The organism is Streptomyces sp. NPDC058637 (assembly GCF_042717325.1).
Classification (GTDB): domain Bacteria; phylum Actinomycetota; class Actinomycetes; order Streptomycetales; family Streptomycetaceae; genus Streptomyces.
Map to the genome: position 1 here is coordinate 11,963 of NZ_JBHXRD010000008.1, position 23,266 is coordinate 35,228.

Annotated in this window: 21 protein-coding genes and 1 pseudogene; 11 read left to right on the forward strand and 11 right to left on the reverse strand. The window is 72.0% G+C overall.

Features of this window, described 5'->3' with window-relative positions:
• Positions 1-313 precede the first annotated feature (313 nt).
• Complete coding sequence (locus ACFWVP_RS09895; RefSeq protein WP_384495494.1) at positions 314-1,198, reverse strand: LysR family transcriptional regulator; 885 nt, start codon at positions 1,196-1,198, stop codon at positions 314-316.
• 202 nt (positions 1,199-1,400) lie between these two features.
• Here ACFWVP_RS09895 and ACFWVP_RS09900 point away from each other — a divergent pair, with 202 nt between their 5' ends.
• Positions 1,401-2,555, forward strand: coding sequence for a TDT family transporter (locus ACFWVP_RS09900; protein ID WP_384495172.1), 1,155 nt, complete (start codon positions 1,401-1,403; stop codon positions 2,553-2,555).
• Here the strand turns inward: ACFWVP_RS09900 and ACFWVP_RS09905 are convergent.
• From ACFWVP_RS09905 to ACFWVP_RS09920, 4 genes and pseudogenes are all read right to left on the reverse strand, one after another.
• Positions 2,449-3,146: pseudogene (locus tag ACFWVP_RS09905) on the reverse strand (helical backbone metal receptor). The gene ACFWVP_RS09900 and the pseudogene ACFWVP_RS09905 overlap by 107 nt on opposite strands.
• Before the next feature lie 9 nt (positions 3,147-3,155).
• Entirely contained in the window at positions 3,156-3,701 is a 546-nt protein-coding gene (locus ACFWVP_RS09910) for a helix-turn-helix domain-containing protein (protein ID WP_384495174.1), read from the reverse strand.
• Between the two features lie 178 nt (positions 3,702-3,879).
• The gene (locus ACFWVP_RS09915) at positions 3,880-6,513 is read right to left on the reverse strand and encodes an ABC transporter permease/substrate binding protein (RefSeq protein ID WP_384495176.1); all 2,634 of its coding nucleotides are present in this window, start codon (positions 6,511-6,513) and stop codon (positions 3,880-3,882) included.
• Positions 6,506-7,597, reverse strand: a complete 1,092-nt coding sequence (locus tag ACFWVP_RS09920; RefSeq protein WP_384495178.1) for a glycine betaine/L-proline ABC transporter ATP-binding protein — start codon at positions 7,595-7,597, stop codon at positions 6,506-6,508. The genes ACFWVP_RS09915 and ACFWVP_RS09920 overlap by 8 nt, the downstream gene beginning before the upstream one ends.
• A 264-nt stretch (positions 7,598-7,861) precedes the next feature.
• On the opposite strand from ACFWVP_RS09920, the gene ACFWVP_RS09925 reads away from it, so the two are divergent.
• Both ACFWVP_RS09925 and ACFWVP_RS09930 read left to right on the forward strand, forming a co-directional pair.
• Positions 7,862-8,770 (forward strand): 5'-3' exonuclease H3TH domain-containing protein, encoded by a 909-nt coding sequence (locus tag ACFWVP_RS09925; RefSeq protein ID WP_384495495.1) that lies wholly within the window; start codon positions 7,862-7,864, stop codon positions 8,768-8,770.
• Positions 8,771-8,835: 65 nt separating this feature from the next.
• On the forward strand, positions 8,836-9,678 hold the full coding sequence (locus ACFWVP_RS09930) for a siderophore-interacting protein (protein ID WP_384495179.1): 843 nt from the start codon (positions 8,836-8,838) through the stop codon (positions 9,676-9,678).
• Between the two features lie 84 nt (positions 9,679-9,762).
• On the opposite strand, the gene ACFWVP_RS09935 is transcribed toward ACFWVP_RS09930, so the two are convergent.
• Positions 9,763-10,404: a MerR family transcriptional regulator gene (locus ACFWVP_RS09935; protein WP_384495181.1), complete on the reverse strand. Its 642-nt coding sequence runs from the start codon at positions 10,402-10,404 to the stop codon at positions 9,763-9,765.
• Between the two features lie 105 nt (positions 10,405-10,509).
• On the opposite strand from ACFWVP_RS09935, the gene ACFWVP_RS09940 reads away from it, so the two are divergent.
• The 4 genes from ACFWVP_RS09940 (at position 10,510) to ACFWVP_RS09955 (ending at position 13,403) form a co-directional block, all read left to right on the forward strand.
• Complete coding sequence (locus ACFWVP_RS09940) at positions 10,510-11,472, forward strand: hypothetical protein (RefSeq protein WP_384495182.1); 963 nt, start codon at positions 10,510-10,512, stop codon at positions 11,470-11,472.
• Positions 11,469-11,936 carry an ABA4-like family protein gene (locus ACFWVP_RS09945; RefSeq protein ID WP_384495184.1) on the forward strand — a complete coding sequence of 156 codons (468 nt, stop codon included), beginning with the start codon at positions 11,469-11,471 and terminating at the stop codon, positions 11,934-11,936. The genes ACFWVP_RS09940 and ACFWVP_RS09945 overlap by 4 nt, the downstream gene beginning before the upstream one ends.
• Positions 11,937-12,063: 127 nt before the next feature.
• The gene (locus ACFWVP_RS09950) at positions 12,064-12,648 is read left to right on the forward strand and encodes a sigma-70 family RNA polymerase sigma factor (protein ID WP_384495186.1); all 585 of its coding nucleotides are present in this window, start codon (positions 12,064-12,066) and stop codon (positions 12,646-12,648) included.
• Positions 12,645-13,403, forward strand: a complete 759-nt coding sequence (locus ACFWVP_RS09955; protein ID WP_384495187.1) for an anti-sigma factor domain-containing protein — start codon at positions 12,645-12,647, stop codon at positions 13,401-13,403. Before ACFWVP_RS09950 ends, ACFWVP_RS09955 begins: the two co-directional genes overlap by 4 nt.
• Before the next feature lie 40 nt (positions 13,404-13,443).
• On the opposite strand, the gene ACFWVP_RS09960 is transcribed toward ACFWVP_RS09955, so the two are convergent.
• The 5 genes from ACFWVP_RS09960 to ACFWVP_RS09980 form a co-directional block, all read right to left on the reverse strand.
• Complete coding sequence (locus ACFWVP_RS09960) at positions 13,444-14,256, reverse strand: DUF1295 domain-containing protein (RefSeq protein WP_384495189.1); 813 nt, start codon at positions 14,254-14,256, stop codon at positions 13,444-13,446.
• The gene (locus tag ACFWVP_RS09965) at positions 14,253-15,644 is read right to left on the reverse strand and encodes a class I SAM-dependent methyltransferase (RefSeq protein WP_384495191.1); all 1,392 of its coding nucleotides are present in this window, start codon (positions 15,642-15,644) and stop codon (positions 14,253-14,255) included. The genes ACFWVP_RS09960 and ACFWVP_RS09965 overlap by 4 nt, the downstream gene beginning before the upstream one ends.
• The gene (locus ACFWVP_RS09970; protein ID WP_384495193.1) at positions 15,641-16,990 is read right to left on the reverse strand and encodes a class I SAM-dependent methyltransferase; all 1,350 of its coding nucleotides are present in this window, start codon (positions 16,988-16,990) and stop codon (positions 15,641-15,643) included. The genes ACFWVP_RS09965 and ACFWVP_RS09970 overlap by 4 nt, the downstream gene beginning before the upstream one ends.
• On the reverse strand, positions 16,987-17,649 hold the full coding sequence (locus ACFWVP_RS09975; protein ID WP_384495497.1) for a DUF1365 domain-containing protein: 663 nt from the start codon (positions 17,647-17,649) through the stop codon (positions 16,987-16,989). Before ACFWVP_RS09975 ends, ACFWVP_RS09970 begins: the two co-directional genes overlap by 4 nt.
• A gap of 119 nt (positions 17,650-17,768) precedes the next feature.
• Complete coding sequence (locus ACFWVP_RS09980) at positions 17,769-19,040, reverse strand: NAD(P)/FAD-dependent oxidoreductase (RefSeq protein WP_384495195.1); 1,272 nt, start codon at positions 19,038-19,040, stop codon at positions 17,769-17,771.
• Between the two features lie 220 nt (positions 19,041-19,260).
• On the opposite strand from ACFWVP_RS09980, the gene ACFWVP_RS09985 reads away from it, so the two are divergent.
• From ACFWVP_RS09985 to ACFWVP_RS10000, 4 genes are all read left to right on the forward strand, one after another.
• Positions 19,261-20,874 carry a molybdopterin-dependent oxidoreductase gene (locus tag ACFWVP_RS09985; protein WP_384495197.1) on the forward strand — a complete coding sequence of 538 codons (1,614 nt, stop codon included), beginning with the start codon at positions 19,261-19,263 and terminating at the stop codon, positions 20,872-20,874.
• A gap of 73 nt (positions 20,875-20,947) precedes the next feature.
• Entirely contained in the window at positions 20,948-21,592 is a 645-nt protein-coding gene (locus ACFWVP_RS09990) for a fasciclin domain-containing protein (RefSeq protein ID WP_384495199.1), read from the forward strand.
• Positions 21,593-21,621: 29 nt separating this feature from the next.
• Positions 21,622-22,632, forward strand: a complete 1,011-nt coding sequence (locus tag ACFWVP_RS09995) for an ADP-ribosylglycohydrolase family protein (protein WP_384495200.1) — start codon at positions 21,622-21,624, stop codon at positions 22,630-22,632.
• Positions 22,633-22,720: 88 nt separating this feature from the next.
• Positions 22,721-23,164 carry an SPW repeat protein gene (locus ACFWVP_RS10000; RefSeq protein ID WP_384495202.1) on the forward strand — a complete coding sequence of 148 codons (444 nt, stop codon included), beginning with the start codon at positions 22,721-22,723 and terminating at the stop codon, positions 23,162-23,164.
• Positions 23,165-23,266 lie beyond the last annotated feature (102 nt).

Below are 23,266 nucleotides of genomic sequence, written 5' to 3' on the forward strand. Positions count from 1 at the left end.
CCTCCCCGGAGCCCACAAACCCATCACACGATGCGACTGTGAAGTGACCGTAGGGACAGGTGATCAACGAGTCCACATGCGCAGATGGGTACATTCACCCGACATCTACACGCCGCCCGTAACTCGGTAAGTGATCTCCGTCTCACCGGAATCCGGCCGGGAACCGACATCCGTACGGAGAGCGAACCCAGGGTGTCCGGTCCATGAATCACCCCCAGGGCGGCGGAGGTGCGGCTCTCCCGCGCGCACCGCATCACGCCTGCGTACGCCTCATACCGCCGCACGCCCGGTACCGGTTCCGGGCGACGAAGCGTCAGCCGCGTGCCGGGCCGGCGGGATGCGCGGTCAGCGACAGCAGGTCGCGGGCCGGACCGGACGGGCGGTGCCCGGAGGGCCAGACCGCGCGCAGTTGGCGCCGCAGGTGCACGCCCGGGACCGGGACGGTGACCAGGCGCCGGGCCGAGAGCTCCTCGCCCAGTGCCAGCTCGCTCAGTACGCAGGGGCCTGCCCCGCTCTCCGCAGCCCCCTTCACCGCGGTGGTCGAGGAGAGTTCGAGCAGGGGCCGGGCGAGTCCGCCGTGCACGGCGAGCGCGGCGTCCAGGACCTGACGGGTGCCCGAACCGTGCTCGCGCAGGATCAGGGGTGTGGCGGCGAGTTCCTGCGGCGTCAGCCGGCTGCGGCGGCGGGCCCACGGGTGGGACGGGGCGACCACGACGACGAGCCGGTCGTGCGCGATGACCGTGCCGTCGAGCCCCTCCGGCACGGACAGGCCCTCGACGAAGCCCAGATCGGCCTCACCGGCGAGCAGCCGCTGGGCGACCACGGCCGAGTTGCCCACGAGCAGCGACACGGCGGTGCCGGGCCGTTCGGCGCGCAGCGCGATGAGCCAGCCGGGCAGCAGGTACTCCGCGATGGTCATGCTCGCGGCGACCCGCAGCCGCGAGTCGCGCCGGTCCCGCAGCGCCTGCGCCCCCGCGTCGAACGCCTCGGCGGCCTCGACGACCCGGCGCGCCCAGTCGGTGACGAGGGCTCCCGCGTCGGTGAGCCGGGAGCCGCGCGGTGAACGGTCCAGCAGGGCGACGCCCAGCTGCCGTTCCATCGACCTGATACGGCTGGAGGCCGCGGGCTGGGTGATACCGACGTCCCGCGCCGCCCGGCCCAGGCTCCCGTGCCGCGCCACGGCCAGCAGCAGCACCATCGCGCCCAGGTCGGGGACCCGGTGGGACAGCGACGAAGCCTGCTCCGGCACGGAACGCGATACGGGCGTGGAGGAGGCGGAGGCCGGGGCGGACCCGGGGCCGGGCGTGGAGTCGGAAACGGAGCTGGGCATAAAGCCAGCTTATGACCTCATAGGCCGGGACTCCCTGGTGGACCGAACCCCGCCCTCCGAGAATCGTGTCATGGCCATCTTTCCGCGGACCAGGACCCGGGCACCCGCCCTCCCGCCCGCTCTCCCCCGGCTCCCCTCCCTGCGGTACCTCGGCCCCAACTGGTACGCGACGGTCATGGGCACCGCGATCGTCGCGACGGCGGGCGCCTCGCTCCCCGTCCAGGTGCCCGGTCTGCGGGTGGCCTGTGTCGTGGTGTGGGCCCTGTCCGCGGTGCTGCTCGCCGTCCTCCTCCTGGCCCGGGCCGGGCACTGGATCCTGCACCCCGGCCAGGCCAGGGCCCACCTCCTGGACCCCGCCGTCGCCCCCTTCTACGGCTGCCTGTCCATGGCCCTGCTCGCGGTGGGCGCGGGCACCCTGGTGGTCGGCCGGGACGTCGTCGGGCATCCGGTGGCCGTCGCGGTGGACGTGGTGCTGTTCGCCCTGGGTACGGTCACGGGTCTCGCCGCCGCGGTGGCGATCCCGTACCTGATGGTCGTACGCCACCGCCCGGCGCCCGGCACCGCCTCACCGGTCTGGCTGCTGCCCCTGGTGGCCCCGATGGTCTCCGCTGCGGTGGGTCCGCTCCTGGTGCCCGAGCTGCCGCCCGGCCAGTGGCGCGAGGCGCTGCTGCTGGGCTGCTACGCCATGTTCGGGCTGTCCCTGCTGGCCACGCTCGTGGTCGTGCCCCTGGTCTTCGGCACACTCCTGCACCGGGGCCCTCCGCCGCTCGCCCTGACCCCGACGCTGTTCCTGGTGCTGGGCCCGCTGGGCCAGTCCACGACCGCCGTCAACCAGCTGGCCGAGGTGGCGCCGGGCGCGGCCCCCGTACCGTACGCGTCGGCGTTCGGCGCGTTCGCCGTGCTCTACGGGGTGCCGGTGATGGGCTTCGCCCTGCTGTGGCTGGCCCTGTCCACCGCGATGGTGATGCGCGCGGCCCGCCGCGGCATGGGGTTCACGATGACGTGGTGGGGCTTCACCTTCCCCGTCGGTACGTGCGTCACGGGCGCCGCCGGGCTGGCCCGGCACACCGGACTGCACGCGTTCACCTGGCTGGCCGTGGCTCTCTACGCGCTGCTGGTCACGGCCTGGGCGGTGGCGGGTGCACGGACGCTCCGCGGGCTGGCCGGCGGAGCGCTGCTCGCGGCTCCCCGGCCGCTTCGGCCGGAGACGGCCCGTACCACGTGAGGTGGCGGCCGTCGACGAGCGCGGCGGGCGCCGAGGGGAAGGCCGCGGGGCCGTCGTCGGCGGTGGAGCGGTGCGGCTCGTCGGGCAGCGCCACCCAGGTCGGCGCCCGCCCCGTTCGGGTCGGCGGGCGGGATGCGCGGGCAGCGCTCCGGATGGTCCGCGTACACGTTGCGCACCCCGAGGCGGGCCGGCAGATCACCGGGCACGATCGCGGTGCGCGGGGTGCCGGGCGGTGGCAGCGCCGCCCAGGCGGGCTCGGCCTCGTCCAGCCGACGCGGCGGTTCAGGCCGCACGCGGCCAGGACCCGCGCCGGCTCGGTGAAGGCCTGGCCGAGGGTGCGGACCTCGATGACCAGGACGTCCTGTCCGGCCTCCCGCAGGGCGGCCAGGTCGGATTCCCGGTTCTCCTCGTCGTTCGCGACGACGAGGTCGGGGCGCGGGGCCACGGCGGCCGCGACGTCTGGTTCTTCGTGCCGCCGATCCGGGCGACGGTGAGCTCCGCCGGGTGGGCGCACCGGTCGGTGACGCCGACGAGCAGTCCGGGGCCGGTGACGGCCTCGGTGAGGCTGGGGACCAGGGGGACGACCCGCACCGCGGTCCCTCAGCGGCGCGAGTCGTAGGTGGCGTCGATGTGCTCCGCGACCGCGACGACCAGCAGCCGGGTGTCCGGGACGGTCGCCCGCCAGCGGTGCCGCACACCGCCGGACAGGAAGAGGGTGTCACCCCTGCCCAGCCGGTGGGCCTGCCCCTCTGCCTCGACCTCGACGGCGCCCTCCACGACGTACATCACCTCGTCGTTGCGGTGCTGGAACTCGCGCCCGAGGTCCGGCTCGCCGACGAACTCCAGGGCGCTGAGCTGATGACGGCCGCGCACCAGTCGGCGTACGCCGTCCTCGTCGCCCGCCCGCACGACGTCCACGGCGCGCGCCGAGTCCGCCGCGGCCCGCAGCCGCTCGGTCGTCGTCTCCAGCGCTTCGGCCACCCGGTCCAGGGACCGGGGGCTGGGTCTGGCCCGTTCGTTCTCGATCTGGCTGAGAAACGGTACGGACAGGCCGCTGCGCCCGGCCACCGCGGCCAGTGTGAGCCCGAGGGTCCTGCGCCGTCGGCGAACCGCGGCACCCACCCGAAGGGCTTCCTTGTCGTCCATGTCCGGCTCCCTCCCCGGATCGCCATCCTCCCGGTTGCCAGCACCCTACGCATGTCGTTCGCGGGATGGAGCGGAAGTGAGCGGACGGGAAACCCTCCGAGGACTCTTGGGACAAGCCTGAGGGGGACGGCGCCGGTTCGCTACCGGGGCCGTCCCCCTCGGGGTGACCGCGGGTGGATCAGCTGCCGACTGGGGCCAGCCGGTCCACCACGTCCGGGTTGGCTTCCATCCAGGTGCGGGCGGACTCCTTCTCCCTGCCCGCACCGCCCTTCTGGATCTCGACCTCGAGCGAGGCCAGCTGCTCCTCGCTCATCCTGAAGTCCTTCAGCCAACCGGTGAGCTCCGGGAAGTCCTCGGCGAAGTCCTTCTTGGCGACCGTGTGGATCTCCTCGCCCTCGCCCCAGGCGCCCTTCGGGTCCTTCAGCTTCTTCAGGTCGTGGTCACCGTAGGCCCAGTGCGGCGACCACAGGGTCACCACGACCGGCTCCTTCTTCTTGATCGACCGGTTCAGCTCGGCCAGCATCGAGGACGTGCTGGAGGAGACGACCTCGTACTCGCCCTCCAGGCCGTACTCCTTGAGCACCTTCTCGTTCAGCGTGCCCATCATCCCGGCGCTCGACTCGATGCCGATGATCTTGCCGTTGAACTTCTTGCCCTGGCCCTTGAGGTCCGCCAGCGAGTCGATGCCCTCGACGTACGACGGGACCGTCAGCTCCAGCGAGGTCGGCCCGTACCAGGAGCCGAGATCGGTGAGGTCGTTCTTGTAGCGGTCCCAGTAGTCCTTGTGCGTCGTCGGCAGCCAGGAGTCGAACTGGACGTCCAGCTGTCCCTGCGCGAGAGCGGTGTAGAGCGGGCCGGGGTCGAGCTGCTTGACCGTGGTCTTGTAACCCCGGTCCTCCAGCATGTTCTGCCAGAGGTAGGTGGAGGCGATGGCCTCGTCCCACGGGAAGTACCCCATGTCGACGGTCTTGCCCGCGTCCTTGCCCTGCTGGGCACCGCCGGCACCGCCGGGCAGCGGGGCGAGCTCGTCTACCAGGCCGGGGTTCTTCTTCAGCCAGGCGCGTACGCCGTCCTGCTCCTTGCCCTGGCCGGCTTCCTGGATCTCGTTCTCCAGGCTCGTGAGCTGCTCCTCGGTGAGCTCGAACTCCTTGAGCCAGTCGGAGACGACGGGGGCCTTCTTCGCGAAGCCCTTGTGGGCGACGGTGTGGACCTCTTCGCCCTTGCCCCAGGCGCCCTTCGGGTCCTTCAGCTTCTTGAGGTCGTGCTTGCCGTAGGCCCAGTGCGGCGACCACAGGGTCACCACGACCGGCTCCTTCTTCTTGATGGAGGCGTTCAGCTCGGCGAGCATCGAGGACGTGCTGGAGGAGACGACCTCGTACTCGCCCTCCAGGCCGTACTCCTTGAGCACCTTCTCGTTCAGCGTGCCCATCATCCCGGCACTGGCCTCGATGCCGATGATCTTGCCGTTGAACTTCTTGCCCTGGCCCTTGAGGTCCGCCAGCGAGTCGATGCCCTCGACGTACGACGGGACCGTCAGCTCCAGGGACGTCGGCCCGTACCAGGAGCCGAGGTCGTCCAGCTGTTCGCTGTACTTGTCCCAGTAGTCCTTGTGCGTCGTCGGCAGCCAGGAGTCCGTCTGGAAGTCGATGTCGCCGCGGGCGACACCGGAGTAGAGCGGGCCGGCGTCGAGCTGGGTGATGCCGGTGGTGTAGCCGCGCTGCTCCAGGATCTCCTTCCAGAGGAAGGTGGAGGCGATGCCCTCGTCCCACGGGATGTAGCCCAGGTTGATCTTCTGGCCCTGGCCGACGTTGCCGTCGGCGGCCTGGCCGCTCTTCTCCGCATCGCCGGAGCCTGCGATGTTGAGACCGCCGGCGACGAGCGCGAGGACGACCACACCGACCATCGCGACCGCCGTACCGGGCTTGTAGTGCGTGAACCTGAGGCGCCGCGCACCGGCCGCGACCTTGGCGGCGGCCCTGCGTCCGAGCGGGGAGACCCGCTCGTTGAGTGCCCCGGTCATCCGGTCCAGGTACATGGCCAGGATGACGACGGCGATGCCGCTCTCGGCGGCGAGGCCGATCTGGAGCTGGGTGATTCCGGCGTACACCTTCTCGCCGAGGCCGCCGGCGCCGGCCATGCCGCCGATGACGACCATCGACAGGGCCAGCATGATGACCTGGTTGATTCCGGCCATGATCGTCGGCAGGGCGAGCGGCAGCTGCACCCGGGTCAGGGTGTCCTTGGGCGTGGTGCCGAACGCCTCGGCGGCCTCGACCAGCTCGCTGTCTACCTGGCGGATGCCCAGCTCGGTCATACGGACGCCCGGGGGCATCGCGAACACGATGGTGGCGATGACACCGGGGGTGACACCGACACCGAAGAACATGACGCCGGGGATCAGGTAGACGAAGGCCGGCATCGTCTGCATGACGTCGAGCACCGGCCGGAGCGTGGCGCTGACCTTGCTGTTGCGCGCGGCCCAGATACCCGTGGGCACCGCGATCACGACCGTGATGACGGCAGCCACGACAACCAGCGAGAGGGTCGCCATCGACTCGTCCCACAGGGAGAGGGCGTCGATGAGCGCGAAGCCCACGAAGGTGGAGACGGCGGGGAGCACACCGCGCAGCCAGAAGGCGATGACGGCGAAGATCCCGGCCATCAGCAGCGGTTCACCTCCGCCGAGGACCGCGTCGACACCGTCGTAGGCACCGCCGAGGACGGTGTTGATGGCGTCGAAGAGCCAGGCGAGGTTCGACTGCAGCCAGTCGACGGCGCTTTCCACCCATTCACCGAACGAGAACCTAGGCACCGGCGTTCACCTTCTTGATGTCGCGCCGGGCCGGGACCGCGACCTCGACCCGGGGTTCCTCGCCGAGCGCGGCGAGCAGCCGGTTGCGCGGCACGACGCCGATGACGCCGCCGTCCGCGTCGGTGACGGCCACGGCGACGCCGCTGGTGGAGCAGGGGGTGAAGAGTTCGGCGATGGGCGTCTGAGCGGACACCGTCGCGGGGGCCTCGGCCATCAGGTCCGCGTCGGAGCGGCCCGCCTCGGGCTCCTCCATGATCGAACCCGCGGTGAGCACCCGGGAGCGGTCGACGTCCTGGATGAAGGAGGCCACGTAGTCGTTGGCCGGGCGGACCAGGATGTCCTCGGCGGTGCCCTGCTGGACGATCTCGCCGTCCCGCATCACGGCGATACGGTCCCCGAGGCGCATGGCCTCGTTGAGGTCGTGGGTGATGAAGACGATGGTCTTCTTCAGGCGCTTCTGCAGTTCGAGGAGCTGGTCCTGCATGTCGCGGCGGATCAGCGGGTCGAGCGCGCTGAAGGACTCGTCCATCAGCAGCAGGTCGGCGTCGGTGGCGAGTGCGCGGGCCAGGCCGACACGCTGCTGCATGCCGCCGGACAGTTCGTCGGGCCAGGACTTCTCCCAGCCGGCGAGGCCGGTCAGCTGCAGGGCGTCGGCGGCGCGCTTCTCGCGTTCGGCACGCGGTACGCCCTGGACCTCCAGGCCGTACGCGGCGTTCTCGAGCACACTGCGATGGGGGAAGAGCGCGAAGTGCTGGAAGACCATGCTGATCTTCCTGGAACGGACGGTGCGCAGGTCACGGGCGCTCAGGGCGGTCAGGTCCTGCCCGTCGAACAGCACGCGCCCCGCGGTGGGCTCGAGGAGCCCGTTGAGCATCCGCAGCAGGGTGGACTTCCCGGATCCGGAGAGCCCCATGACGACGAAGATCTGGCCGGGTTCCACGGTGAACGAGGCGTCGATCACCGCTGCGGTCGTTCCGTCGGCGCGCAGCTCGTCGCGATGGGTCCCGCCTTCGAGCTTCCGCACGGCTTGATCGGGTCGTCTGCCGAACACCTTGTACAGGTGCTCTGCTTGCAGCCTTGACACATAAACCTCACGCGTTGAACCGAAAAACGGTCTGCCACCCCCGCCGGCAGACCGTGGAGCGGTGCGGATTCGGTCCGCAGAGCACGTGCACCAGTGGAAAAATGGACGTGGTCCGCTCCGGTGCCGCGCCTGCCCCCACTTACACGACCCAAACACACGTGTGACCCAGTTCACCTTGCGCGATCCGCCTTCCCGGGACCGCGGGCGTCCGGGGCGGGCCGTGTCGGTGCGGTGCGGCATCATCGGGGTGTGACGCGACGCCTGATGCTCCTCGACACCGCCTCCCTCTACTTCCGCGCCTATTTCGGCGTGCCGGACTCGGTGCGCGCACCGGACGGCACCCCGGTCAACGCCGTGCGCGGGCTGCTCGACTTCATCGCCCGGCTCGTCCAGGACCACCGTCCGGACGACCTGGTCGCCTGCATGGACGCGGACTGGCGCCCGCAGTGGCGGGTCGACCTGATCCCGACGTACAAGGCGCACCGGGTGGCGGCGCCGACGTCCGACGGCGTGCCCGACGAGGAAGAGGTCCCCGACACGCTCTCGCCGCAGGTGCCGGTCATCGAGGAGGTGCTGGACGCCCTGGGCATCGCCCGCGTGGGCGTCTCGCCGTACGAGGCGGACGACGTGATCGGCACGCTGGCGGGACAGGCCACCGGGCCGGTGGACATCGTCACCGGAGACCGTGATCTCTACCAGCTGGTCGACGACGCCCGCGGTGTCCGGGTGCTCTACCCGCTGAAGGGCGTGGGCACGCTGCAGGTGACGGACGAGGCCTGGCTGCGGGAGAAGTACGGCGTCGACGGCGCGGGTTACGTCGATCTGGCCCTGCTGCGCGGGGACCCGAGCGACGGCCTGCCGGGTGTGCCTGGCATCGGCGAGAAGACGGCGGCGAAGCTGCTCGACGCCTTCGGCGACCTGGCCGGGATCATGGCCGCGGTGGACGATCCCGCCGCCCGGCTGACCCCGTCGCAGCGCAGGCGGCTGGACGGGGCGCGGGACTACGTGGCGGTCGCGCCGAAGGTGGTCCGTGTCGCCGGTGACGTACCGCTGCCCGCCTTCGACCCCGCGCTCCCCCGGGAGCCCAGGGACCCCGCGGCCGTGGAGGCCCTGGCCGCCCGCTGGGGCCTGGGTGGCTCGCTGCAGCGCCTGCTCCTCACACTCCAGGCATGAAGGTGCTAGCTTAGGTAAACCTAAGTACATGGAGCCTCGCAGAGGTCCGGAGCAGGGAGAACCTCGTGGCAGAGCGGCCGGCACGCCAGGCACCTACGGCCCAGGGAGCGCAGGTTGTTCGCACCGAGCAGATCACCCCGCACATGGTGCGCGTGGTCCTCGGCGGCGACGGCCTGGCGGACTTCGCCCTCGCCGGATTCACCGACCACTACGTCAAGCTGTGCTTCGCCCCCGAGGGCGCGGACTACGCGCACCCCTTCGACATGGCGGCGATCCGCGAGGAGTACCCGCGCGAGCTGTGGCCCACCACGCGCACCTACACCGTGCGTTCCTGGGACCCGGTCGCCCGTGAGATGGCGATCGACTTCGTGGTGCACGGGGACGAGGGACTCGCGGGGCCGTGGGCGAGCCGGGCGCGCGCCGGTGACCAGGTGACCTTCCTGGGCCCCGGCGGGGGTTACGGACCGCAGGCCTCGGCCGACTGGCATCTGCTCGTGGGCGACGAGAGCGCGCTGCCGGCGATCGCCGCGGCGCTGGAGCAGATGCCGGCGGGTGCCGTGGTGCACGCGTTCGTCGAGGTGCCGGACGCCTCCGAGGAGCAGAAGACCGTGACGCCGGACGGAGTGTCCCTGACCTGGCTGCACCGTGGCGACCGCCCGGTCGGCGAGGCCCTCACGGCCGCGGTGACCGGCCTGGACTTCCCCGAGGGCGAGGTGCAGGCGTTCGTCCACGGTGAGGCGGGCTTCGTGAAGGACATCCGCCGCCACCTGCGCCTGGAGCGCGGCATCCCGCTCGCGCAGCTGTCGATCTCCGGTTACTGGCGCCTCGGTCAGAACGACGACGCCTGGCGCGCTGTCAAGCGCGAATGGAACGAGCAGGTGGAGCGCGAGCAGGAGAGCGCCGCATAGCAGTCGTGGAGGCCGCGTAGCCCCGCACGCCCCCCGCCGGAGCCCGGTCACCGTCCTGGACGGTGACCGGGCTCCGCGCCGTCCTCACCCCCGCGCGCCCTCGTCCGGGTACGTACGTGCCGACGCGTCCACGTGCGCGAGGCGGCGCAGCGCGGCGAACATGGCCTCCCCGAGCACCGTGCCGACGACCACGCTCTCCACCAGGTCCTCGCGGGCCACCCGCCGCCCCACGTAGTCGAGGTCCGCCCGGGCGACCGGCTCGGCGGCGTCCGCGTAGAGGTCGAGCAGTTCGACGAAGCCGCCGTGCCCCGCCCTGTGCAGTGCGGCCAGCACCCCCGCCAGCGACCGGCCCGCCGCGCAGTCCGGTTCGACCCGCCAGCCGCGGCGCTCCACCAGTGCGGCCACGTCCTCCCGGGCGTCCAGCATCTCGGGCCCCTCCTCGTCGCCCTCCGCCGGACCGATCCGCTTCGCCGCGACCCCGAGCACCTTGTGCACCGGCTGCGCCGGATCGTCGACCGCGGCCAGCACGTCCGCGATGGCCGAGAGCGGAAGCCCGCCGACGTCGAGCAGGGCCCGGATCAGCCGCAGCCGGCGCTCGTGCCCGTCGTCGTAGAGCGCCTGGTTCGGGCTGGTCAGCCGGCCGGGGGGCAGCAGCCCCTCGCGTACGTAGTACTTGATCGTCGGCACCGGAACCCCGGACCTGCGACTCAATTCACCGATGCGCACTGTGTGTTCATCCCTCCGGACCTTGCCATGCCGACCCTCATCATAGATAGTACGCCTATCGGATAGCAGACAGCACTACTATCCATAATGGTTCTGGGGGTCTCCATGTCTTCATGGCGCACGTGGCATCGGCCGTTAGTCCTCTTCTCCGCCTCGATGGTGGTGATGGCCGTCGTCGCGGCGGTGGGACTCCTGGTCGACGACCGGGTCGTCGCGGGCTCGCCGATCTGGGCCAAGCCGTTCAAGTTCGCCCTCTCGTTCGTGCCGTACACGCTGACCCTGGCGTGGATGCTGACGCTCCTCACCCGCGGTCGGCGCACCGGCTGGTGGGCCGGCACCGTCGTCGCGCTGGCCTGCCTGGGAGAGATGGTGATCATCACCGGCCAGGTGGCCCGGGGCAGGCGCAGCCACTTCAACAACGAGACCCCGTTCGACGCGACGCTCTACAGTGCGATGGCCGTCACCGTCGTGATCCTCTGGGCCGGCACCCTCGCCATCGCGATCCTGCTGCTCCGTGCGCGGATCGCCGACCGTGCCTCGGCCTGGGCGGTGCGGTCCGGGGTGCTCATCGCCCTGGCGGGCGCCGGACTCGGGTACCTGATGACGCGGCCCTCCGCCCTCCAGCGGGAGGCCGGCGATCTGGACACCGCCGACGTGATCGGCGCGCACTCCGTCGGCGTACCGGACGGCGGACCCTCGATGCCGCTCACGGGCTGGTCGACGACCGGCGGCGACCTCCGCGTCCCGCACTTCATCGGGATGCACGCGCTCCAGGCCCTCCCGCTGTTCCTGCTGGCACTGATCGCCCTCGCGCCCCGGATCGCCCGGCTGCGTGACCCGCGCGTGCGGCTGCGGCTGGTGCTCGTCACCTCCGGCGCGTACGCCGCGGTCGTCGCCCTGCTCACCTGGCAGGCGCTGCGCGGCCTGCCGCTCGTCCACCCCGACGGGGCGACGCTCACCGCCGCCGCCATGATCCCCGCCGTCACCGCGGCGGGTGCCATCGCGGCGCTGCGCCCGGCCGGTGCCCGCACGAAAGCCGGCGCGTCGCACAAGGAGCCTGTGTCATGACCGGTGCCCTCTTCGAGGTCACGTTCCTGCTGGCTGCCCCGTTCTGGCTGCTCATGATCTTCGCGCCGGGCCGGCGTGTCACCGCCCGCGTCGCCGCGTCGCCGCTGACGGTGCTGCCCGTGCTGGTGCTCTACGCGGTGATGGCCGCGCCGGTGTTCCCCGAACTCTGGACCGCGGTGAGCAGCCCGGACATCGACACGTTCCGCGACCTCACCGTCCTGGCGAACGGCGCAGGCGCCGTCTGGGCGCAGATCATCGCCTGGGACCTGCTGCTCGGGCAGTGGATGTTCCTGGAGGCGCGGCGCCTCGGGGTGTCTCCGTATGTGATGGGGCCTCTGCTGGTGCTGACCGTCCTGCTCTCGCCGGCCGGCCTGGTGGTCTTCCTCGCGGTCCGCGCCATCGGGAAGCCGGGTGCCCGCTCCGTGCGGCGGGACGCGGAGGACAGCGCGGCACTGCCCGGCTGACGTGCGTTCCGGGTGGGCCTCGGCACGCGGAGCCCGTGCGATTATTTCGGCCCACCGACCAATCCGCAGGCCCACCGGTTCCGAATCATCCCTGGAAGCCGATGTGTGCCCCGGGAGGAACGTCCGCGTGAAAGAAGCCGTCCACATCAGTGGGATCCCCTCGCCGGGGCCCGATCTGCAGGAGCTGCTCGTCCTGGTCGCCCGTGGTGACCAGGATGCCTTCACCAAGGTGTACGACCAGGTCAGCGGACCTGTCCTCGGCCTGGTGCGAAGCGTCCTGCGCGATCCGGCCCAGTCCGAGGAGGTGGCGCAGGAGGTGCTCGTGGAGGTGTGGCGCACCGCTCCCCGCTTCCAGCCGTCCCGTGGCAGCGCCATGAACTGGGTGCTGACACTGGCTCACCACCGGGCGGTGGACCGGGTCCGGTCGGCCGAGGCCACGTCGGCGCGGGAGCACAGGGCCGCGCTGCTCGACCGCACGCCGGACTTCGACGAGGTGTCGGAGCAGGTCGAGACCCGGCTCGAGAGGGAACAGGTCAGGCGCTGTCTGCGGACGCTCTCCGAGCTCCAGCGGCAGTCGGTGACCCTGGCGTACTACCGCGGGCTGACCTATCGCGAGGTCGGCGAACTGCTGTCCGTACCACTGGGGACCATCAAGACACGGCTGCGCGACGGGCTGATCCGGCTGCGCGACTGCCTGGGGGTGAACGCATGAGCACCGCCGAGCTGCACACGCTGACCGGGGCCTACGCCCTGCACGCTCTGCCGGAGGACGAACGCCTCGCGTTCGAGCGTCATCTGGGCGCCTGCGAGGCCTGCACCCAGGAGGTGAGGGAACTGTCCGCGACCGCCGCCCGGCTCGGGCTCGCGGTGTCCGCCGTGGCACCGGCCGCGCTGCGCGACCGGGTACTGCGGGAGATCACGACCGTACGGCAGGAGGCGCCCTCGCACGGCCGGAGCGCACGCTCCACGACCGCCCGGCGGGTGGGCCGCTGGTCGTCGTACGCCCTCGCCGCGTGCGTCGCCGCCGCTGCCGCCTTCGGCGGGGTCGCCGTGTGGCAGAACCAGGTCGCGCGGGACGCCAGGCAGGAGGCGTCCGACGCCCGGCGGCAGAACGAGGAGCTGGCCCGGGTGCTGGCGGCTCCGGACGCGCGGACGAGCTCGGGTGTGCTGGCGGGCGGCGCCCGGGGCACGGTCGTCGTCTCGCGGAGCGTGGACCGGGCGGTGTTCCTGGCCTCCGGCATGGCCCGGCCGCCCGGCGGCAAGGTGTACCAGCTGTGGTTCGACGACGGTGACGGCGGGAGCATGCGCTCGGCAGGGCTGATGGACCCGTCGGCGACGGACGGCACGGTGTTGCTGGACGGGCCCGTGGACGGCGCCTCGGGCATGGGCATCACGGTCGAGCCCGCGGGCGGTTCGAAGCAGCCGACCACGCAGCCGCTGGCCCTGATGGAATTCCCGGACGCCTGAGCCCGCACGGCTGTGGCCCCCGGCGTGGCCACACCCGTGTTCAGCCACGCCGCGCGCGGCCGGGCGGCAGGGGGAAGAAGCCGCTGGTGCGGGCCCGGTACTCCGCGTATCCGGGCCGCCCCTCCATGTGCCGCTCCAGCAGCGCCTTTCCGCTGCCCTTGACCAGCAGGAGGCTCATCACGACCGGGGACACCAGCGTCGTCGCCGCCACGGCGGGGTTCCCGCAGACGAGGAGGAAGAGCCCCCACCAGACGCAGAAGTCACCGAAGTAGTTCGGATGGCGGGTCCAGGACCACAGCCCCCGGTCCATGATCCGTCCCTTGTTCGCCGGATCGCGCCGGAAGCGCTCCAGCTGCGCGTCGCCCACCGTCTCGAAGACGGTTCCCACCGCCCAGAGCGCGGTCCCCGCCCAGACCCATCCGCCGGGCGGTCCCGCCAGGTAGTACGCGGCCTGCACCGGCAGGGAGATCAGCCAGACCAGCGCCCCCTGGAGGAGGTACACCTTCCGCAGGGCGTACAGGTCGGGACTGCCCGGCGCCTTGGCGAGCATGGCCGCGTAGCGCGGGTCCTCCCCGTGGCCGTGGCCGCGCCGGCCGATGTGCACGGCCAGCCGCAGGCCCCAGACGACGGTCAGCGCGGTCACCAGGACGCGGAGCACCCCGTCCCCGTGGCCGTTCGACATCGCGTACGAGATCAGGGCGACGGCCGCGAAGCCGAGGCCCCAGGCCACGTCGACGATCCGGTGCAGGCGTTTGCGGAGGGCGACCAGGAACGTCACGAGCATGACGGCGAGGGCCGCTCCCGCCCCCGCGGCAAGATTCGTCCCGAACGCCCCCCACGCGAAGCCGTTCATTGTCCGGCCGCCGGGCCCCGGCCCGCGTCCGCCGGTGCGGCGTCGGCGTCCCCGCGCTGTCCGGGTACCGCTCCCGGCACCGGGTACCAGCCGTGCCGGGTGGCCGGCAGGCCGGCCGCGCCGCCCGCGTCGGGCCGCACGGAGAGGATCTGGTCGACCCCCATCCGCCGTTCCTCGAAGGCGAGCGCGCCGCCCACCAGGTAGAGCCGCCAGACGCGGGCGGTCTCCTCCCCGACCAGGGCGACGAACTCGGGCCAGCGCTCCTCCAGCGTGCGGTGCCATGCCTCGACGGTCAGCACGTAGTGCTCACGCATCGACTCGACGTCACGGACCTCCAGCCCGGCGCCTTCGAGGAGGCCGACCGTCTCGCCGAGCGGGCGCATGTGCATGTCCGGTGCGATGTACGACTCGATGAAGGCCCCGCCGCCGGGAGCGGTCGTCCCTCGGGACATCTGCTGGACCAGGGCGCGTCCCCGTGGCCGGAGCACCGAGTGCAGCAGCGCCGCGAAGGCCGGGTACTCGGCGTCGCCGACGTGCTCCCCCATCTCGACGGCGGACACGGCGTCGTACCCGCCCCGGAATCCGGGCAGTCCCGCGATGTCGCGGTAGTCGCGGTGGTGCACCTCGACGAGTTCCCCCAGATCGCGCGCCTCCACCTCACGGCGTACGTGGGCGGCCTGTTCCGCGGCCAGGGTGACGGCGGTGACGCGGACTCCGTGACGGGCCGCCGCGTGGAGTGTCAGGGACCCCCAGCCGCAGCCGATGTCCAGGAGGCGCGCGCCCGGCTCCAGGTCGAGCTTGCGGCAGATCAGCTCCAGCTTGTCGCGCTGGGCGTCGGCCGGTCCGTAGCCGGGGGCGTCGGAGGTCCAGTAGCCGCACGAGTAGGCCATGGTCTCGTCGAGCAGCAGGGAGTAGAAGGCGTTCGACAGATCGTAGTGGTGGCTGATCGCGGCCCGGTCGCGGGCCTTGCTGTGCAGCGCGCCGCGGAGCCCCGCGCGGGCCGCCGGTACGGGCGGGCGCGGCCCGGCCGCCCCGAGGCGCAGGGCGGTGCCGGCCGCCCTGAGGCGGTCGGCGACTGTGGGCCGGGGCGCCCGCAGACCCTGCTCCCTCGATGCGCGGCGCATCGCGCGGAGTCCGTCGGCGAGGTCGTCGGCGATGTCGATGTCCCCGGAGATGTAGGCCTCGGCGAGGCCGAGTTCGCCGGGCTCCCAGAGGAGCCGGCGCAGTGCCCTGCGGGAACGGACGTGCACGGTGGGGGCGTCCTCGGGGCCGGTCTCGGTGTCGTCCCACATCCTGATCCTGACCGGCGGCGGGCCGCCGAGGAACTGCTCGATGACGGGCGCGATGCGCTGTGCCGCGCCTCCCGGGGTGTCGGTGGAGGTGTTCACGCGGTGTCCTCACGGCTCAGGAGAATCTGCTGCACGTCGAGATAGCCGGACCGGAAGCCGGCCTCGGAATAGGCGAGATAGAAGGTCCACATACGACGGAAGGTCGCGTCGAAGCCGAGGGCGTCGACCTGGCCGGCCCGCTCCCCGAAGCGTTCCCGCCACAGCCGCAGCGTCTCGGCGTAGTGCGTGCCGAAGCTGTCGCGCCGCTGTATCCGCAGGCCCGTGTGCCCGGTGGTGACGCGTTCCATCGCCTCGGTGGAGGGCAGCAGCCCGCCGGGGAAGATGTACTTCTGGATCCAGGTGTACGTGTTGCGGCTGGCGAGCATCCGGTCGTCCGGCATCGTGATGGCCTGCAGCGCGATCCGTCCGCCGGGCGCGAGACACCGCTCCAGGGTACGGAAGTAGACAGGCCAGAACTCCTCCCCGACCGCCTCGATCATCTCGACGCTGACGATCGCGTCGTACTCCCCGGTGACGTCGCGGTAGTCGCTGAGCCGCACGTCGACCCGGTCCTCGTGACCGGCCGCACGGATCCGGTCCCGCGCCAGCTCCCGCTGCTCGCGGGACAGCGTGAGGGTGGTGACGCGGGCGCCCCGCGCGGCGGCGCGGACGGCGAGTTCGCCCCAGCCGGTGCCGATCTCCAGCAGTTCGGTGCCGGGACCGACGCCGGCCAGGTCGAGCAGCCGGTCGATCTTGCGGTGCTGGGCGGCGGGCAGGAGGTCCTGTTCGGCGGGGAAGCCGCGGAAGACGGCGGCGGAGTACGTCAGCGTGTCGTCGAGGAAGAGGGCGAAGAGGTCGTTCGACAGGTCGTAGTGGTGGCTGATGTTGTCGCGGGAGCCCTCGGGGGTGTTGGCCTGCGCGGCGGGTTGTCGCGGGGCCCACAGCCGGCGCAGCCTCTGCAGCGGCGCGGGGACGAGGTCGGCCGCGTGCCCGGCGAGCACGGTCAGGACACCGACGAGGTCGGGCGAATCCCATTCGCCCGCCATGTACGACTCGCCGAATCCGATGAGCCCGCCCGCGCCGATCCGGCGGAAGAACGCGCCGGGTTCACGGATCTCCATCAGCGGCCCGCCCAGGCCGATGCTGTCGCCGCCCGCGAGCCCGACACGCAGCGGAAGGCGGTCCAGCGCGTGGCGTACGAGCCGTTCGGCGACGGCGGTCCTGGTTCCGGAGGCCCGTGGCAGGGCGACGACATCGGGCCAGCGCCCCGGGTCCGCACCGGCGGCGCGGGCCGGGACGGCGTCGCGGGGGGCCGGGACGAAGGGCGCGAGGGACGGGAGAGGAGAGAGGTGAGGGGTGGGTGAGGCGGGAGAAGTAGGTGAGACGGGAGAGGTGGGCACCTTCACTGCATGCCTTCCTGGGTGCGGTGACGGGGACGTGGCTGTACGGGCAGCCGGCGCAGGTACAGCCGGATGCCGTGCAGCCGAATCGCGGCGGAGACGACCGCGGTGGAGAAGGGGTGGCGCAGGAACAGCCGGAGCAGCTGGGAGGGCGTGCCGGGACGCCGGGTTCCGCGTACGGTCGCGGTGAACGGGCGTGCGCCCTCGCGCTCCAGGTGGATCGTCAGATGCAGTCGGCGGTCCGGGGCGGGGAGCCGCATCCGGTAGTCGCCGTCCACCGGGAAGAACGGCGACACATAGAAGTCCTTGCCGGTGACCGCCCGGTCGGCGGCGTCCGGGCGCAGCAGGTAGCCGTGGCGTTCCCCGTAGGTGTTGTGCACCTCGGCGACCACGCAGAGCGGGGTGCCGTCCAACCGGTGGCACCAGTAGACGGTCAGCGGGTTGAAGACGTGACCGAACACCCGGGCCTGGGTGAGCATCGTGACGGTGCCGTCGGCGAGTTCGACGCCGTGGGCCCGCAGGAACCGTTCGAGCCCGGCCCGGATGGTGGGGGCCGTGCCGCCGAAGTGGTCGCGGGAGTCGAAGCGGGCCAGCGGGCGCAGGACGGAGGGCAGCCGCGGCGGACGGTCCGGGTCGATCAGCCACAGGTAGGTGCGGTGCCGCAGGGCGTATCCGCGGGGCGTGGTCCGTACGTGGGTGACGGTGCACGGATAGAGGGCGGCGCCGGTGCCCGGGGTGAGGGTGCCGGTGGCGCGGGTGCCGGTGGCCGGGTCGAGGGTGCCGGTCACCAGGTCACCCCCAGCGCGGCGGCCGCCTCCGCGCCGGAACGGCAGCCGTCCTCGTGGAATCCCCAGCCGTGGTACGCCCCGGCGTAGGCGGTGACCGGTCCGGAGAGGGCGGGAAGGCGGGCCTGGGCGGCGACCGATTCCGGGGTGAACACGGGGTGTTCGTAGACCGTGCGGGCCCGGACGAGGCCCGGGTCGATCCGGTCGGCGCCGTTCAGCGTGACGACGAACCGCTCGGGGGCGTCCAGGCGCTGGAGGCGGTTCATGTCGTAGCTGACGGTGACCCGGTCGGCGTCGGCCGCGCAGGACGGCATCAGGTAGTTCCAGGAGGCCGCGGCGCCACGGCTGCGCGGCAGCAGTGTCGTGTCGGTGTGCAGCAGCGTGGGATTGCGTGAGTGGCGGAACGCCCCGAGGGTGCGCCGTTCGTCGTCGGTGGGGTCGGCCAGCAGCCGGAGCGCCTGGTCGGGGTGGGTGGCGACGACGACCTCGTCGTACTCCTGCGTGGTGCCGTCATCGGTGACCACCTCCACGCCGTCGCTGTGCCGCCGTACCGCCCGTACGGGGGTGGACGTGCGCACGGAGTGGACCTCTTTGACGAGGCGGTCGACGTAGGCGCGTGATCCGCCGGTGACGGTCCGCCACACCGGGGACCCGCCGATCGAGAGCATCCCGTGGTGGTCCATGAACCGGAAGAGGTAGCGGGCCGGGTAGCGCGTCGCGGTCACCGGGTCGCAGGACCAGACGGCGGAGACCATCGGCGTCAGGAAGTGGGCGGTGAAGTACGGGGAGAAGCGGCCGCGGGCCGCGAACTGTCCGAGAGTCAGGGCGGACGCGCCGTCGTCCCGGGCGAGCAGCGCCCGGGCCGCCCGGTGGAATCGGGGCACCTCGGCGAGCATCCGCAGGTACGGGCCCCGCAGCAGAACGCCCGGCCGGGCGAAGAGCCCTGCGGCGCCCCGGGCACCGGCGTACTCCAGGCCGCAGCCCTCGCAGCGCACGGACATGCTCATCTCCGACTCCTGGGTGGCCACGCCCAGTTCTCCGAAGAGCCGGAGGAGATGGGGGTACGTACGCCGGTTGTGCACGATGAAGCCCGAGTCGACGCGGTGCGTACGGCCGTCCGACGAGGTCAGATCGTGGGTGTGGGCGTGGCCGCCGACGCGTTCGTCGGCCTCGTACAGGGTCACGTCCCGTGCCCTGCCCAGGACGTACGCGGCGGTCAGCCCCGCCACTCCACTGCCCACCACGGCTGTGCGCCGCCGCTGCGTTGTCATTCGGGGTTCCTTCCGGTGTTCCACGCTGGCCGGGCTCTGCCGGAGAGCCGCTCAGAGGTCATTCGGTGTGGGTCGGCCCGCGGATTGCCCCTTCGGCGAAGTTCCTTCGATCGGGTGAACGACCAATCCGCCGGGCGCCCGGCACCGAACTCCCGGTGTGACAACAGACCGATACGTTTCGCAGAAGCACGGGGCCTCCGGGTCCCGGCGGTCCCGCTGGGTGCGTGCCGCGTTCGCCGCGCTCGGCGGTCTGATCGCCGGGTTCACGGCCCTGTGCGTGGCCGAACTCGTCGCGGCTGCCGTACGTCCCGAGGCGGGTCCGGTCACGGCGGTGGGCGGGGCGGTCATCGACCGCACTCCCGCGGCCGTCAAGGACTTCGCCGTACGGAATTTCGGCGCCGACGACAAGCTGGTGCTGCAGCTCGGGATCCTCGTCCTCCTGGCGGTCTTCGCCATGGCGGTGGGGGTCCTCGCGCTGCGGCAGCGGTGGAGCGGCGCTGCGGCCGTACTGGTCTTCGGCGTGGTCGGGGCGGTGTCCGCGGCCGGGCGGCCCGAGGGCCGCGCGGCGGATGCGCTGCCTTCGGTCGTGGGTGCGCTGGTGGCCGCGGGAGTGCTGTATCTCCTGGCCGGGCGGCCGGCCGCGGCAAGCGCTCCGCCTCCCGTGGTCGACGGCACGGACGCCGGTACGGGCGACGGGACGAACGGCGACACGGACGGCGACACGGACGGCGGGGTGCGGGGCACCTTCGACCGCCGCGGATTCGTGATCGCGGCGACCGCCGCGGCGGCGGCCTCGGCCGGTGCGGGTCTCCTGGGCCGACGGCTCCAGGCGTCCGAACTGGCCGGGGTCTCCGCCTCACGCGGTGACGTCGTCCTCCCTGCGCCGGCCTCTCCCGCAGCCGCGGTACCGGACGGCGCGGATCTGGGCATCCGGGGCCTGAGTTCGTTCGTCACCCCGAACAAGGACTTCTACCGGGTGGACACCGCACTGGTGGTGCCGCGTGTCGACGCCGACCGGTGGCGGCTGCGGATCCACGGCAAGGGGGTGGCGCGACCCGTCACCCTCGGCTTCCAGGACCTCCTGCGGCGTGAGCTGGTCGAGCGCGACATCACGCTGACCTGCGTGTCCAACCAGGTGGGCGGTCCGTATGTGGGCACCGCCCGGTGGATCGGCGTGCGCCTGGCCGCTCTGCTGGCCGAGGCCGGGGTGAGGCCGCCGTCCAAGGGCGGGCCCGCGGACCAGATCGTGGCGCGGTCCGTGGACGGGATGACGATCGGCACCCCGGTCGAGGAGGTCATGGACGGCCGCGACGCACTGCTCGCGGTCGGCATGAACGGCGAACCGCTGCCGTTCGACCACGGCTTCCCCGTCCGGATGGTCGTCCCCGGTCTCTACGGCTACGTCTCGGCGTGCAAGTGGATCCAGGACATCGAGCTGACGACGTTCGACGCGTACGACGCGTACTGGGTCGAACGTGACTGGTCCCGCGAGGCTCCGGTCAAGACCCAGTCACGCATCGACACGCCCCGCCCCTTCGCCTCCCCGCGCGCGGGGACCGTACCGATCGCCGGTGTCGCCTGGGCCCAGCACCGGGGCATCGCCCGGGTGGAGGTCCGGGTCGACGGCGGTGAGTGGCACACCGCGCGGCTGGCCGCCGAGGCCGGCCGTGACACCTGGCGCCAGTGGGTGTGGGAGTGGCCCGCCACGACCGGCCACCACACCCTCGAGGTCCGCGCGACGGACCGTACCGGCGCCACACAGACCGACAAGCGGGTCGGCACCGTGCCCGACGGTGCGACCGGGTGGCACTCGGTGGTGGTCGACGTGACCTGACCGCGCTCCCCGCCCCCCGAACCTCATCCTTCCTTTCCCTCTGTTGAGTCAACGATCCCTTCAGGAGAACACCATGAACACTCGTCACCTCCGCCGCATCGCCGTCACCGTGTCCGCCGCGGCCCTGCTGCCGCTGGCCCTGACCGCCTGCTCCAGCGACTCCGACACCTCCGCGGCCGGCTCCGACTCCGGTGCGGACAAGGCGGCGTCGAGCGCTCCGGCCAAGGAGACCGAGCCGACGGACGGGCCGTTCGGCCCGGGCTGTGCGACGGTCCCGAAGGAAGGCGCGGGCTCCTTCGACGGCATGGCGCAGGACCCGGTCGCCACGGCGGCGTCGAACAACCCGGCGCTGTCTACGCTGGTCGCGGCCGTCAAGCAGGCCGGCCTCGTCGACACCCTGAACAGCGCCGAGAACATCACGGTGTTCGCCCCGACCAACGGCGCCTTCGCCAAGATCCCGAAGGCCGACCTGGACAAGCTGCTCGCCGACAAGGCCGCACTGACCAAGGTGCTCACCTCGCACGTCGTGGGCCAGAAGCTGGCGCCTTCGCAGCTGGACAAGGGCTCCTTCGACACTCTGGCCAAGACCGGTCTCACCACCTCCGGTTCGGACATGTCGTACACCGTGAACGACTCCTCCAAGGTCGTCTGCGGCAACGTCCCGACGGCCAATGCCACGGTCTACATCATCGACACCGTCCTGATGCCGGCCGCCTGACACCCCGTTCCGCTCATACGATGACCCGCATGAGCGGAACGGGGCCCGAGGGCCGCACCCCTGGAGCGGGCGAACATCCGGACGCGGCCCGGAGGGACCGGACGGCCGGTGCCGTGGTCGGCTCCGCCGCCGGCGACGCACTGGGCGCCCCCTTCGAGTTCGGGGCGCCCGGTGTGTTCACCGCCCGCTTCCCGGACGGCGTGGGGACGCTGTGCGGGGGCGGCGGCTGGGACCCGGGCGAGGCGACGGACGACACACAGATGGCCGTTCTCGTCGCGGAGTCGCTGCTGGACAACGGCGGCCTCGAACTCCCCGACGTCTTCGACCGGTTCAGGCGCTGGGCGGCGGCCGAACCCAAGGACATCGGGCTGCAGACCGAGTACGTCCTGACGAGCGGGGAACCCTGGGACCTGGCCGCCGCCCGGCACTTCCAGGTCAACCCGCGTGCGGCGGGCAACGGTTCGCTGATGCGGGCGACCACCTCCGCCGTGTACTTCGCGCGCCGGGGGCGGGTGGCGACCATGGACGCCGCCCGCCGCATCGCGGCCCTGACCCACGGCGACCGGGCGGCCTGGGAGGGCACCGCGGTCTTCCACGAGCTGGTGCGCGTCGCCCTGGACGGTGACGACCCCCTCTCCGCAGTCCCCGGCGCACTCGCCGAGGTGCACACCGACCACCGGGCCCGCTGGGCGACCGTGCTCGCCCCGGACTGGCATCCCGACGACGCCACCGAGTTCAACGGCGCGGTGTGGCCGTGCCTCGGCACCGCGCTGTGGGCGCTGCGCAGCACCTCCGGTTTCGAGAGCGCGCTCGCCGCGGCGGTCGATGTGGGCGGCGACACCGACACGGTGGCGGCCGTCACCGGCGGACTGGCAGGAGCGGTGTACGGGCTCGTCGCCGTCCCGGAACGCTGGACGCGGTGCCTGCACGTACCGCTGCCGGGATACGAGGACCGGGTTCTACGGACCCCCGACCTGGTGTCACTCGCCGGACGGCTCGACGGAATCGCAGAATCCACCCCCCTGAAGGCCTACACATAAGGGATATATAAGAGCAGACTGGGTCGGGAGAGATAGTGACCGCCTACCAGCCGCGGCCACTCTCGCAAGGCACGAAGGGACGAATCTCATGAGTAACGTCTCGCACACCAGAGGTGACATCAGCGGTCACCCCGATGCTTCCGAGATGCGGGCGCGCCACGACCGCGTAGTCAGTGGCGGAGGCCGCAGCACGGCCCTCGCGGACGCACCGCTCTTCCTGCTGGGTCTGTACTGCGCCGTCTCGCCCTGGGTGCTCCACTTCAGCGCGAGCCAGCCCGACCTGGTGACGCACAACCTCGTCATCGGTATCGCGATAGCGGTGCTGGCGCTGTGCTTCACCGCCATGCCCGAGCGCATGACCGGCATGAGCCTGGCCATCTGCGCCCTGGGCGCCTGGCTGATCGTGTCGACCTGGATCGTGGGCAGCAGCCCCGACATGGGCGTCATCCTCAACAACGTGATCGTCGGAGGCCTGGCGGTCGTACTGGGGGCGGTTTGCGCGGGAGTCGCGGTGAAGAACAAAAAGGAGTAGCGGATTCCCAGACAGAAGTGGCCACAGGCACGGACACCGAGCCTGCGGCCACTTGCTGTTCCTTCGCCGGGAACCACGGGGGATCACCCTGCGCACCGGACC